This window comes from Methylosinus sp. LW4, assembly GCF_000379125.1.
In the GTDB taxonomy this organism is placed as follows: Bacteria; Pseudomonadota; Alphaproteobacteria; order Rhizobiales; family Beijerinckiaceae; genus Methylosinus.
This window is the reverse complement of record NZ_KB900626.1, coordinates 931,792-944,701: the sequence shown is the minus strand read 5'-3', so window position 1 is coordinate 944,701 and position 12,910 is coordinate 931,792. Positions and strand designations below refer to the sequence as shown.

Below are 12,910 nucleotides of genomic sequence, written 5' to 3'. Positions count from 1 at the left end.
TATAGGGCCGCGGCGGCCATGGCGTGAAGCCGCGGCGGCGCGCCGAATTCACGGAGATTGTTTCGGTGAGATTATTTCGACCAAGCGTCCAGAGCGTCGGCGAAGACGCGCTCGCCGCCGGGGCCTTTCTCCAGCGAGATCGTCGCCGCGCGGCCGTCCTCGAGCTGCATCGGCAGATCGAGCACCATGGGCGCGCGCAGCAGCACGACATTGCGGGCCTCGCGATTGCCGCGCAGCAGGCCGATGAGAAAGGCGTTGTCGGTGATCGGCACGGGAACGCCCGCCACCTGCTCGCCCGACTGCGCCTCCGGCCGCCGCATCTGGATCGGGCCGATCGCCTTTATGCGCTTCAGCTCATTGCCCGGTCCGAGATTGAACGACAAATTCACAGTATGCGAGGCCGACAGCGTCGGATCGAGATTCTTCTGAATGACGATCGTCGTCTTCAGCTTGGCGGTCGGAAAATCGATCTCGCCGCGGATCGCCGGCGAGACCGGCTGGCCGGGGCCTGCCGGTATGCTGTCCAGCCGCCAGACGACCGTGCCGGGGAAAGTCTTGACCTTGGCGGCCTCCTCCGGCGCGGCGACCCAGAGCTCGGCCTTTTGAGCGACGGCGACCGGCTGGCTGCGCTGCTCGGAGGGCGCGCGCGAGGGCGACGGCGGCGTCGCATCGCTGTCGCCGCCGATGCGATCGGCCAGCTTGCCGCCTTCGCCGCTCTCCACGGGGGCGGGCTCCGGCTGCAGCTTGGCGAGATCCTCCGGCCGCTCGCGGAATTGCAGCGCCAGAACCGCGACCAGCGCCACCACGGCGGCGAGAACGCCGCCGATGACGATGACGCGGCGCGAGACGCTGGCGGGCTCCGGCAAAGGCGGAAGCGGCGCCGGCGGCCGCTGCGGCTGCGTCGGAGCCTCCTCCGTCGGGGCGGGCTTCTCGACAGGCGCTGGCTTCTCGGCGCGAGGCGCTTTCTCGACCGGGGCGGGTCTTTCCGTCGGCGGCTCGACGGCGGCCGGCTCAGCCGCGTCAGGCTCGGCGCTTTTGGCCGGCTCCTTCGTCTCCGGCTCGGGCGCGCGCTTCTCCTTGGGCGCCGGCGCGGCGACGGGCTCCCGACCGCTCTGCTGGTCGCGCACGACCTCGAGCTCGAGACGCGCGATGGCCTCGTCCAGCGCACGGCCTTCGGCGTCTATGTCCTCCTCGGCGACGGGAGGCTGAATGCTGCGAAGCTGGTTGAACAGCGCCTTGCGGGCTCGCTCATAGACCGCTTGCCGCGATTCCGGCGCGGATTGCGGCAGAGCGGCGACCGCGCGGGCGAGCAGCGAATAATAGTCGGCCATGGGGCTTCTAAGACCACCTCGGACGATTCTCGTCAATCCTCGAAAGGATTACGCACCAGAATCGTGTCATCGCGCTCGGGGCTGGTGGAGAGGAGCGCGACCGGAGCGCCGATCAATTCCTCGATGCGGCGCACATATTTGATCGCCTGCGCCGGGAGATCGGCCCAGGAGCGGGCGCCGCCCGTCGTTCCCTGCCATCCCTCGATCGTCTCATAGACGGGCTCGACCCGAGCCTGCGCCGATTGCGAGGCCGGCAAACGGTCGATGCGGACGCCGTCCAGAAGATAATGGGTGCACACTTCGATCTTCTCGAGACCGTCGAGAATATCGAGCTTGGTCAAGGCGATGCCGTCTATGCCGGAGGTCTTCACGGCCTGGCGCGTCAGCACCGCGTCGAACCAGCCGCAGCGCCGCCGACGGCCGGTGTTGGTGCCGAACTCATGGCCGCGATCGCCGATCAGCGTGCCGATCTCGTCATGGAGCTCAGTGGGGAAAGGCCCGCCGCCGACGCGCGTCGTATAGGCTTTGGCGATTCCGAGCACATAGCCGATCGCCCCCGGCCCGAGGCCGGAGCCGCTGGCCGCCGAGGCGGAGACCGTGTTGGAGGAGGTCACATAGGGATAGGTGCCGTGATCGACGTCCAGCAGCACGCCCTGCGCGCCCTCGAACAATATGCGCTTGCCGGCGCGGCGGAGGTCCTCGAGCAGCTCCCACACCGCATCCATGTAAGGCAGAACCTTGGGCGCGACGGAGAGCAGCTCGTCGCGCACGGTCGCCGGCTCGATCTCCGCCAAGCCCAGTCCACGCCGCAACGGATTGTGATGGGCGAGCAAGCGGATGATTTTTTCGTCCAGCGCATCCGGCTCGGCGAGGTCCATCAGCCGCACCGAGCGGCGCCCGACCTTGTCCTCATAGGCGGGGCCGATGCCGCGCTTGGTGGTGCCGATCTTCACGCCATTGCCGGCCGCCTCCTCGCGATAAGCGTCCAGCTCGCGGTGGAGGGAAAGGATGAGCGGGGCGTTCTCGGCGATCTTGAAATTCTCGGGGCCGATCTCGACGCCCTGCTCGCGCAGACGCTCGATCTCGCCGACGAGAAAATGCGGATCGACGACGACGCCATTGCCGATGACCGAGAGCTTGCCCGGCCGCACAATGCCCGAGGGCAGCAGCGCGAGCTTATAGGTCACGCCATTGATGACGAGCGTATGGCCGGCGTTGTGGCCGCCCTGGAAGCGCACCACCACATCGGCCTCGAGCGAGAGCCAATCGACGATCTTGCCCTTGCCTTCGTCGCCCCATTGGGCGCCGACCACGACCACATTCGCCATGGCGCTTCAGTCTGCTTTCTGCGTGAGCCCAAGAAAAAGCCCCGGCGGGTAACGCCGGGGCTCGTTACGGCAGTCGTTTAGCGCAATTCGCGAAAAGCGTCAAAGGGCCCGGGCGCCGGCCTCGTACCAATTCCGCGAGCGCCGCACGATATGGACGACGGAGAGCATGACGGGAACCTCGACGAGCACGCCGACGACGGTCGCGAGCGCGGCGCCCGACTGGAAGCCGAAGAGGGCGATCGCCGTCGCGACGGCGAGCTCGAAGAAATTGCTGGCGCCGATCAGCGCGGAAGGTCCGGCGACGCGCCATTCGACGCCGAGGCGGCGATTGACGAGATAGGCGAGGCCGGCGTTGAAATACACCTGGATCAGAATCGGCGTCGCCAATAGCGCGATGACCAGCGGTTGCCGCACGATCTCTTCGCCCTGCAAGCCGAACAGAATGACCAGTGTGAGCAGCAGAGCGGCGAGCGAGAGCGGGCCGAGCGCGCGCAGCGTCGCGGCCAGCGCCGCCGCGCCGCCCGTCTCCAGCAGCGAACGCCGCCAGAGCTGCGCGGCGATCACCGGCGCGACGATATAGAGCGCGACCGACAGCAGCAGCGTGCCCCATGGGACGGCAATGGACGACAAGCCGAGCAGCAGAGCGACCAGCGGCGCGAAGGCGACAATCATGATCGTGTCATTGAGCGCGACCTGCGAAAGAGTGAAATGCGGCTCGCCGTCGACGAGGTTGGACCACACGAACACCATGGCCGTGCAAGGCGCCGCAGCCAGCAGAACGAGGCCGGCGATATAGGCGTCGATCTGATCGGCCGGCAGATAGGGCCGGAACAGATGCGCGATGAACAGCCAGCCGAGCAGCGCCATCGAGAAGGGCTTCACCAGCCAATTGACCCCGACCGTGACGGCGACGCCACGCCAATGCGCGCGCACCTCTGCCAGCGCCGCGAGGTCGACCTTCAGCAGCATGGGGACGATCATCAGCCACACGAGCGCCGCGACCGGGAGATTCACTTGCGCGATCGTCGCTTCTCCAATCGCGTGAAAGACGACGGGAGCCGCCTGGCCGAGCGCGACGCCGAAGATGATGCAGAGGCCAACCCATAGGGTCAGATAGCGCTCGAAAACGCCCATGGCGGGCGCAGCGGGCGCTTTGCTACGATCAGGCCCCGTGGCGGCCCGAGCTGCGCGCAATTCCATCGGCGTTCCTTTCGTCGAGAATATCGTAGGGCTTTTGCGACCCGGCCTGCGGGCGCATCATGTCGTCGCCGCGCGCCGACCTTCGGAATCGACGACGAGCTCGCCGTCCTCCTTGCGGAACGCGCCGCGTTGCGGCAGCGGCAGAATATCCAGAACCGCCTCCGACGGACGGCACAGCCTCACGCCCTCGCAAGTGACGACGATCGGACGATTGATGAGGATCGGATGCGCCATCATCGCATCGAGCAATTGCTCGTCGGTCAGCGTCGGATCGCCGAGTCCGAGCTCGTGAAAGGGCGCGCCCTTCTCGCGCAGCAGCGCCCGCGTCGATATTCCCATTCGCGCGATGAGCTGGGTCAGCAGCGCGCGCGTCGGCGGCGTCTTCAAATATTCGATCACATGCGGCTCTATGCCGGCGTTGCGGATGAGGCCGAGCGTGTTGCGCGACGTTCCGCAATCGGGATTGTGATAGACGATCACATCGGTCGCGCTCATGCCGGCTCCTTCGCGCCGCAGCACGGCGCCTTCGCGGGAAGCTCCGGCTTCGGCGGACAGCATTCGCCTTGCGGCGTCGTCGGCGCGCAGCAGGCTTTCGCCTCGCTCTCGAGCGCGTCCAGCGCCGGATCGCCGCCATAGACCGGACTCTCGCCCGTCGTGAGGAAGGTCTCCCACATCAGCCCTTGCGGATCGGCGATCCAGGACTTTTCCGACTGCGCATAGCAGCAGGTGGTCGCGCCCTCTTCGTAGATGCGCCCGCCCGCCTGCTTCAGGCGTCCATAGACCTCTTGCAGCTCGTCCGTGGTTTCGACCTGAATGCCGAGATGCTCCAATCCGAGGCTCGACCCGCCCCGCGCCGAAATGGCGAAATTCACGCGCGGATCGTCCAGCATCCATTTGGCGTAATCGGGCTTTTCGATCGTCGGCGCGGCGGCGAACAGCGCGCTGTAGAAATGGATGGATCGCGGCAGGTCGTCGACGGAGACATGCAGATGCAGGCGCTTCATGGGACCCTCTCGGTCTGGCAGGTCGTATCGGCTTCTGTGGCGCAGCAAGCGGCGGCGTCGCCCTTGCAGCAATTCTCCGTCAGATAGGCGAGCAGCGCGTTCATGACGGGATAGGCGGCCGAATAGATCAGCGAGCGGCCGTCCCGACGGAAGGTCACGAGATCGGCGTGCTTGAGCTGATTGAGGTGGAAGGACAGCGTGGTCGAAGGAAGCCCCAGCCGCTCGCTGATCCGCCCCGCGGGAAGCCCTTCGGGACCGGCCTGCATCAGCAGCCGGAAAATATCGAGCCGAGACTCGTGGGCGAGCGCCACGAGCGCCGTGATGGCGTCATTCTTTTCCATAGTTCCAATATATTTGAAATATGGAGGACGTCAAGGCCGAGCGCGTCCGCCCTCGCCTCTCATGAGGCCCCGACGACGCGCGCGCGGCGGCGTCGATAATCGGCGACCGCGCGCGCGATCGGATGCCGCCCGAACGCCAGCTCGTCGATGGGCGCCACGAAGATCGCGGGCGCGCCGCCGCCGCCGACCTCGACTTGGCACATGAGGCCGAAAGCGTCGCCGGCGTCGAATATATTGGTCACAGTGCATCGCCGGTCCGCGCCGCGACGCCGCGCGGCGGCGATCGACAAAGCCAATGATCGTCCGCGCGGATGCGCCATGAGCGGCAGGCAAGGTCGAAGCGCGTCGATCAGTCCGCGAGCCTCGGCCGCGCGCGCCCGGTCGAGGTCGCCGGGCTCCCTATCTCGAGCAATATTGGTCATGTCGAAATCTGCTCGCATGAATGTCGCTGAGGACATTTGAATAAATGGGACGACGCTTGCGGCGATCGGACGCGGCGCTCGACGAGCAATCGCTCATCCTTCTCCGAGACGCGCGTCCTCGCCATCGGAGCTTGCGCCCTGCTCTACCGCCGCATACGCCAATGAACGAGGAATATATAATAGAAATAACTTCAGGCAAGCAAAACGCAGAACACGGTCGTCTTTAATTTCTATCCGTATAGATGATATACGCTCACAATACATACAACTGAATACGCAATATCGCTCATCTCCCGGCTATTTCCCCGCGGCCTGCGTCTTCCACGGATCGGAGAAGCGCGGCGAGGTGAGCAGAGTCTCGTCGGTGAGCGCCTTCAAAAAGGCGAGCAGATCGGCCTTCTCCTGCGGCGTCAGATCGATCTTCACGATCAGCGGGCTCTTCAACGGATTGGCCGCGCCGTCGCCGACCTTGGCGCCGCTCGCGATCTTCCGGCCGCCGCGCGCATAGATGTCGATGACCTCCTCGAGCGTCGCGACCGTTCCGTCATGCATATAAGGGCCCGTCACCGCTATGTTGCGCAGACTCGGCGCGCGGAACTTGCCCATATCATCCGGGTCTTGCGTTATGTCGTAGAGGCCGCGATTGGGCTCTGGATAGGCGCCCTTTCCGTCGATGTCGTAGAGCCCGGTGTTGTGGAAAGGCGTCTCCGCCTCGCGCGTCTTGGCGTGCACGAACTGATCGTCGAGATTGACGCTGCCATGGCAGTGATGACATTCCGCCTTCTCGCCGAAATAGAGATCGTGCCCGCGCTGCTCCGCCTCCGTCAGCTTGATCTTGCCTTGCAGATATTGGTCGTAGCGGCTGTCGAAGGAGACAACGCCGCGCTGAAAGGCCGAGATCGCCTTGATGATCGTCTCGAAGGAGATTTGCTCGGCCGGCTTCTTCTCGGGAAAAGCGGCGGCGAACCATTTCTTATAATCCGCGTCGTTGCGGAAACGCGCGACGATCTCCGCCTTATTGGCGTCATTGACGCCCATCTCGATCGGCCGCTCGCCATAGAGCGGATTTTCCATCTGGCGCTCGAGCGTCACCAGCGCCGGATTGGCCCAGGTGAGCGTCGCATGCCAGCCGGAATTGACGATCGACGGCGCATTGCGCGGCGTCTTGTCGCCGGTCGAGCCGACGCTGACGACGCGCCCATCGGTGAAGGCGCGCTCCTGCAAATGACAGGAGGAACAGGAGAGCGTTCCATTGCCCGAGACGCGCTTGTCGAAGAACAAGCGCCGTCCGAGCTGAAACTTCTCCTCCGACATGGGATTGTCGGCGGGCACGCGCGGCGGCGGAACATATTTGGGAAGCTCCCATTTCCATTCCGTCGGCTCGGCGGTCGCGGCGCAAGCCGTCGCGACGGCGAGCATCGACCCGAGGAGCGCCGCCCGGCTCACTGCTTCGCGCCCACGATTTTCGCCGGCGTCGAAGCGCCGACCTTGAAAATCGACGAGACGCCGGGCTTGGCCTGCTTGCCGGCATCGCCGGCGCCCGCTGCGCTGTCGCCGAGATTGAGGCCGAGCGCCGCGAAAACGGCGGAACATTCGGGATCGTCGAGCGCGCCCATGCAGCCGACCGCGCCGCCCTTGTCGACCGCGAGGTCGGAATTCGCGAGCAAGCGGGTCAAATCGAGCTCGACGCGCTGCGTCTTGGCGTCGAAGCGATCGAGCGTCACGGAGAAACGGTTCTCATGCGCGCAGGAGACGATCTCGCCGGTCGCCGGATTGCCCTTGCAGGCGGTGGAGCCGATATGCACCATCCAGGTCCGCGCCTTGGAGCCATCGGCCTTGATGACGGGCGTCTCCGGGTCGAACTCGAAAGTCACGAAGCGGCGGCCGGCCTGCCAGTTCCACGCCATGCCGACCACATCGAGCGGAGCCGGCGCGGTCTCGACATTGGAGTGATTGATCGCGACGGGCTTGCCGTCGACGATCGTCTCCACCGGCGCGCCGACCGAGAATTCGAGGCCGACATAGGCGCCCGCCGGCGCGCTGCCGACGATGCGGACGTTCTTGGCCGGATTGCCCGCCGTGCAAGGATTATTGCCGCCGCGCGCATCTTTGAAATCGAGCAGAGCGACGTCGCCATATTGCCATTCGCTCTGCTCCAGCGACACCGGCGTGCGCTTGCCCTTTGCGTCGATCAGCTTGAAGCCGTAGACATAGAAACGCGCATCATGGAGCTTGGCGGCGAGATGGCTCGTCCCGAGATTGGCGAGCGGCGCGCCGCAGCCGACCTCCTTGCCGTCGTCGACCAACGCGAAGGCGATCGAGACCGGCTTCGTCTCGCCGGAGGCGGCGAGCGCCGGCCCGCAAACGCCGCAAAAATAGCCGGCCGCCACGGCCGCAAATCCGAGCTTTCGCAAATTCCGCATCTCGACTTCCTCCATCTATCGGCCGGACGTTCCGCCGACCGCGAACTCTCGAGGGACTCGCCTACCTCATAGGACGCGCGAGACGGCAAAAAGGGAATGTCGGGACGAAAGATTTTTTGCGATCAGCGCAAATCTCCCGCCCCGAGGCGCCCGCCGATCAGAATTCGACGCGCAGCGAGCCGAGGAAGGTGCGGGGGGCGCCGGTCATGATTGTGTAGCGGTCCGTCGACGTCGGATAATAGACCACATTGCCGATGTTCTTGACGTTGAGCTGGCCGGTCACCGTATAGCCGGCGACCTTGGCGGTATAGGCGATCATTCCATTGACCAGCGTATATCCGGGCAGGACGAAAGAGTTCGCATTGTCGCCCAGCGAGCTCTCGACGACCGTAACGCCGCCGCCGAGGCTCAATCCGTCGAATTGCCCGTCAGCGTCGTATTTCACCCAGAGATTGCCGTAGTTGCGCGGGCTCGCGGGCAGCTTCGTGCCGGCGACCGCGAGCTGCGTCGCGCTGAGCGTCAGCGGATTATAAGAGCTCGCGCCTTGCACCGTGCGCACGTCGTCATGCGTGTAATTGGCGATGACGCTCCAATTGTCGTCTATGCGTCCCGTCAGATCGAATTCGAAACCCTGGCTGCGCGCTTTGCCGATCAGCAGCGTGTTGCTCGAGTCGGTCGGATCCGTATAGGGGATATTGGTCTTGTGGATATCGAAATAGGCCATCGTCAAAGTGAGGCGCTTGTCGAGGAGTTCCGCCTTCAGCCCGCCCTCGAATTGCTCGCCCTTTTGCGGCGCGAGCGGTATCAGCCGGTTGGTCAGGCCATTGTTCGCGCCGAAAGATTGCGTGAAATTGCCGTAGAGCGATAGCCAGGGCAGCGGCTGATAGACGACGCCGACGCGCGGACTGAAGGACTCGGCATAGTTGTTCACGTAGGAATTGCGGGCGGCGTAGAGAGAGGAGAAGACTTTGTTCGAACCCGTCTCCGTCCAATCATAGCGTCCGCCTAGCAGCACATGGACCGTGTCGTCGAGGAAGGAAATCATGTCCTGCCCATAGACGCCTGTCCATTTTTGGCCCGCCTGGCCGTAATAGAGAGATCGATAGGGATTCTCGAGCTGCGTATAGGACGGCGCGTAAATGTTGATCGAGCTGGCGGCGTTCAAAAAATAATAATTGTAATACGGCATGATGGTCGCGAAATAATCATAGCCGACCAATATCGAATGCTCGAGCGGCCCGGTTGCGAATTTCCCTTTCAGATCGAGATTGAGGGCGAGACTCTGGTCCGTGTAGCCAGGGAAATAGTTCAATAGGCGAGTCAGCACGCCTGTCGTCGCATTGAAGCCGGCGCCGGTGACATTCTCGTTCCGAGTGCCGATGTTGTAATAGCCGAGCCGATTGGTGAGGCTCCAGTCCGGCGCGAAATCCCACGTCCAGTCATAGGCGATGCGCTTTCGGTCGACATGATCGGGCATCGTCGTCATGATCGACGGCATCTGGAGATAGCGGCTGATGGGAATATTGGCGGGGCCTCCGCCGACCGCCGGCAGGATCGCGTAATCGTCGACATAGGTTCTGTTCTGATATTCGAAATCGATGTTCATGCGAAATTGCTCGAACGGACGAATCGAGATCGTCGGCGCGAGGAAGAGATTCCGGTCGCTCACGAAATCACGATAGGAATCGGTGCTGTAGAATTCGCCATTGAATCGATAGAGGATCGCTTTGTCCTGCGTCAGCGGCCCGGTGGCGTCGAGCGTGGTGCGCGTTCCATTGAAGGATTTCACCTGCTGCTGCACCGAATAATAGGGCGTCTCGAGCGGTCGCTTGACGACCAGATTCACGATGCCGCCCGGCTCGCCGCGGCCGAACAGCATCGCGGCAGGCCCTTTCAGCACTTCGACTGATTGCAGATTAGTGGTGTCGAGATTGCGGAGGTGATACTCCATCAAGCCGTTTTTATAGCCATTGCCGAGAGGATTGTAGAAGCCGCGAATTTTGAAGAGGTCGAAAGCATTGGCGACCGGAGTCACGCCGCTGACATTAGAGAGCAGCGCGTCACCGACTGAAATCGCCTGCTGATCGTCCATCGTCTGGCGCGTCACCACCTCGATGGCGATCGGCGTCTTCAACAGCGGCGTGTCGGTCTTCAGAGTCGCCGGCGCGCTCGCGGCGTTATAGCCGGTATAGCGATCGCCCGGCCCCGGCGCCGCGCGGCCGCCACTCGGCGCGCCGTCCTTGCGCCCAGTCTGCGCGCCAATGTCGATCGGCGGCAGCGCCGCTGCGCCGCTGGCGTCGTTCTGCGTCGCGGCGTCGTTCTGCGCCAGCACGATCGACACCGCCTGCCCGTCGCGCGAGAATTCGTAAGTGAGGCCGGTGCCGGCCAGCAGCGCGCCGAGCGCCTCCTGCACGGAATATTTGCCGGAAAGCCCCGGCGTCATGCGGCCATGGGTGAGGCGCGCGTCGTAGAGCACATGGAGATCGTTCTCATCGGCGATGACATTCAGCGCCGAGGCCACCGAGCCCGCGGGAATGCGGTAGCTCTGGATCGCGCCCGAGCGCTCCTGCGGCGCAATAGCGGCCTGCGCTGGAGAATCCGAGACTCCCGCTCCCGTCATCAAGGCGCCGAACGCCGCCGCCGCGACCGCCGAACCCATATTCGCTTCACCTCGCCGCTCGCCGCGCGCCGACTTCCTCGCCATGTCTCCGCATCTCCGTAACGATCGTCCGCCTCGGGGCGCTGAAATGCCCCCGTCTTGCTGGACGCGGTCGATGCGGAAAACGAAACGTCGCGGAGCAAATTTTTTTCGCGCGAGGCGAAAAACGCCTCAGCCGTGGAGCAGGATCAGATAGTCGGTGACATGAATGGCGCGCAGGCCGAGAAAGGCCTCGATCTCGCGCAGCGCCTGGGCGGGATTCTCGGCGTCGAAAACGCCGGTCACGCGCCGCTCGCAGCTCGCTTCGCCGATGCAATAGACATAGCCGCGCCGGTGTCGGCCGAGCGCCGCGAGCACTTCGCCGAGCGGCTTGTTCTCGAAGATCAGCCTGCCGCGCCGCCAAGCCGTGGCGCGCTTGACGTCGACGGCTTCGGGCCGCGCCGCGCGCTCGGCGGAAAAGGCGCTCTGCGCGCCCTCCCCCACCACCACGGAATCGCCGCCGCTCGCGACCGCGACGCTGTGCTCGGTGACGGTGACGCGCGCCTCGCCCTTGTCGAGCGCAATGTCAAAGGCCGTGCCCAGCGCCGTCACCGAGCCCCCGGCCGCCTCCACGACAAAGGGCCGCGCGGCGTCCGGCGCGACTTGGAACCAGGCTTCGCCCTCGAGCAGCGTCAGCCGCCGACGGCCGGGCTCGAAATGCAGCGCAATGGCCGACCTCGCGTCGAGTTCCACGCGCGAACCGTCCTCCAGCGTCACACTCTTGCGGTCGCCGACGCCGGCGTAGAGGTCCGAGCGAAGCCAGGTCGCGAGATCGCCGAAGCCGACCGCCATGGCGAGACAGAGCGCGACGGCCATCGTCGCCGCGCCGGCCAGCGAGGCCCGGCGACGGGGAGCGACGCGCGGCGGCTCGGGACGCCGGCTCGGCGCGAGCCTCTCCACGAAGCCGCACATGTCCGCCATATCGTCGAAGGCCGCGGCATTGGCGGGGTCCGCCGCTCGCCAGGCGTCGAATTCGGCCTTTTCGGCGGCCGAAAGCGCCCCGGCCCGCATCCGTATCCACCAATTGACGGCGGCGACGCGCGGGCTGTCGTGATCGAAACCGTCGCTATAGTCGGTCATTGGTCATAGCCATCGATCGCCGCGGCTCCTCCGCCCTCTGCTGTCTCATAGGACGCGCCGGAACGGAAAACGAAACCGGAGCGCCAAAATAAATCAATCGAGCGCCGCCCGGCAGCGCAGCAGCGCGAGCCGCAAGTGCCGGCGCGCCATCGTCTCGGAAATGCCGAGCCGCCGCGCCGCCTCGTTCAGGGAGACGCCTTCGTGCATCACCATCACGCAGACCTCCCGGCAGCGGGGCGGCAGCGCCTCGATCGTCTCCAGCACGATGCGCGCCTCGAGGCGGCGATCGAGCGATTCTTCCGGCGTCGCCGCGTCCGAGGGCGCTTCGACGGGCGGATCGCCGAAATCGAGATAGCGAGTCTCGGTCTTGCGGCGACGGGCGAAATCCCTGGTGAGATTGATGGCGATCTGCTTCAGAAAGGCGGTCGAATCGGCGACGCTCTCGAAACGATCGTGGCGGAGCGCGCGCACGAAGGTCTCCTGCAGCAGATCGGAGGCCTCCTCGCGCCCGACCCGGCGCGTCAGAAAAGCGAGCAGGCCGCGCTTGTTGCGGAGGAAAAGCTCGCGGAACGACAAGAATTTGCTGTCCGACATGCGCGGCGTCCGAATGCGTGCGAAAGGATTGGCGGCGGGAAGAGCGCGGCGCCGTCGCGTCGAGCGGCGCGATCAGGCGCCGAGCGGCGGCGCGCGCGACGACCAGGACCAGCGCCAGCCGGGCCGGCGGCGAGCCGGAGCCTCGACCGCCCGCGACGCCACGACGGCGGGCGGCGCATGGGGCAGAGCCGCGCCGAGCCGAAGGGGCGCGACAATGGCGTCCGCCGCGCCACCGCCGCAGATGGCGGGGCACGAGTCGCAATGATGGCCCCCGCCCGTATGACCGCCATGGGCGTCGGCGACGTCATGAGCCGCCTCGGTGGCGGCCGAACGGCAGAGCCGGTCCGACGAGGAGAGCGAGGCGGAGCCGCCGAAGCTCGACGCGTCGGGACGCGCGGAGGCGACCGCCTGCGCGAGAAAAAGCGCGACGATCCCGCTCAGCGCGAGCATGCGCGCCAGCCGTCCCCAAATCGCCCATAGCTTCGCCAT

Annotated in this window: 13 protein-coding genes; all 13 read right to left on the bottom strand. The window is 65.3% G+C overall.

Annotated features, from left to right (window positions below; all coding sequences use genetic code 11):
- Positions 1-71: 71 nt before the first annotated feature.
- The 13 genes from METLW4_RS0104785 to METLW4_RS0104720 all read right to left on the bottom strand — a co-directional run bounded on the left by METLW4_RS0104785 (position 72) and on the right by METLW4_RS0104720 (position 12,910).
- On the bottom strand, positions 72-1,331 hold the full coding sequence (locus METLW4_RS0104785; protein WP_018265065.1) for a hypothetical protein: 1,260 nt from the start codon (positions 1,329-1,331) through the stop codon (positions 72-74).
- Between the two features lie 32 nt (positions 1,332-1,363).
- On the bottom strand, positions 1,364-2,659 hold the full coding sequence (locus METLW4_RS0104780) for an adenylosuccinate synthase (protein WP_018265064.1): 1,296 nt from the start codon (positions 2,657-2,659) through the stop codon (positions 1,364-1,366).
- 99 nt (positions 2,660-2,758) lie between these two features.
- A complete protein-coding gene (gene arsB / locus METLW4_RS0104775) occupies positions 2,759-3,793 on the bottom strand; it encodes an ACR3 family arsenite efflux transporter (protein ID WP_018265063.1) in 1,035 nt (344 codons plus the stop codon).
- 123 nt (positions 3,794-3,916) lie between these two features.
- Positions 3,917-4,354, bottom strand: coding sequence for an arsenate reductase (glutaredoxin) (gene arsC / locus METLW4_RS0104770; protein ID WP_026191256.1), 438 nt, complete (start codon positions 4,352-4,354; stop codon positions 3,917-3,919).
- Entirely contained in the window at positions 4,351-4,863 is a 513-nt protein-coding gene (locus tag METLW4_RS0104765; protein ID WP_018265061.1) for an ArsI/CadI family heavy metal resistance metalloenzyme, read from the bottom strand. Before METLW4_RS0104765 ends, arsC begins: the two co-directional genes overlap by 4 nt.
- Positions 4,860-5,204 (bottom strand): ArsR/SmtB family transcription factor, encoded by a 345-nt coding sequence (locus METLW4_RS0104760; protein WP_018265060.1) that lies wholly within the window; start codon positions 5,202-5,204, stop codon positions 4,860-4,862. Before METLW4_RS0104760 ends, METLW4_RS0104765 begins: the two co-directional genes overlap by 4 nt.
- 59 nt (positions 5,205-5,263) lie before the next feature.
- Complete coding sequence (locus METLW4_RS24010) at positions 5,264-5,626, bottom strand: hypothetical protein (RefSeq protein WP_157234902.1); 363 nt, start codon at positions 5,624-5,626, stop codon at positions 5,264-5,266.
- Positions 5,627-5,923: 297 nt separating this feature from the next.
- Positions 5,924-7,045: a methanobactin export MATE transporter MbnM gene (locus METLW4_RS0104745; RefSeq protein ID WP_018265057.1), complete on the bottom strand. Its 1,122-nt coding sequence runs from the start codon at positions 7,043-7,045 to the stop codon at positions 5,924-5,926.
- A 23-nt stretch (positions 7,046-7,068) separates the two neighbouring features.
- Positions 7,069-8,049: an MbnP family copper-binding protein gene (locus METLW4_RS0104740; protein WP_157234900.1), complete on the bottom strand. Its 981-nt coding sequence runs from the start codon at positions 8,047-8,049 to the stop codon at positions 7,069-7,071.
- A gap of 157 nt (positions 8,050-8,206) precedes the next feature.
- The gene (locus METLW4_RS0104735) at positions 8,207-10,708 is read right to left on the bottom strand and encodes a TonB-dependent siderophore receptor (RefSeq protein WP_018265055.1); all 2,502 of its coding nucleotides are present in this window, start codon (positions 10,706-10,708) and stop codon (positions 8,207-8,209) included.
- 171 nt (positions 10,709-10,879) lie between these two features.
- Positions 10,880-11,827 carry a FecR family protein gene (locus tag METLW4_RS0104730; protein WP_018265054.1) on the bottom strand — a complete coding sequence of 316 codons (948 nt, stop codon included), beginning with the start codon at positions 11,825-11,827 and terminating at the stop codon, positions 10,880-10,882.
- Positions 11,828-11,920: 93 nt separating this feature from the next.
- Complete coding sequence (locus tag METLW4_RS0104725) at positions 11,921-12,421, bottom strand: RNA polymerase sigma factor (protein ID WP_018265053.1); 501 nt, start codon at positions 12,419-12,421, stop codon at positions 11,921-11,923.
- Positions 12,422-12,493: 72 nt separating this feature from the next.
- Positions 12,494-12,910, bottom strand: a complete 417-nt coding sequence (locus METLW4_RS0104720) for a DUF2946 family protein (protein ID WP_018265052.1) — start codon at positions 12,908-12,910, stop codon at positions 12,494-12,496.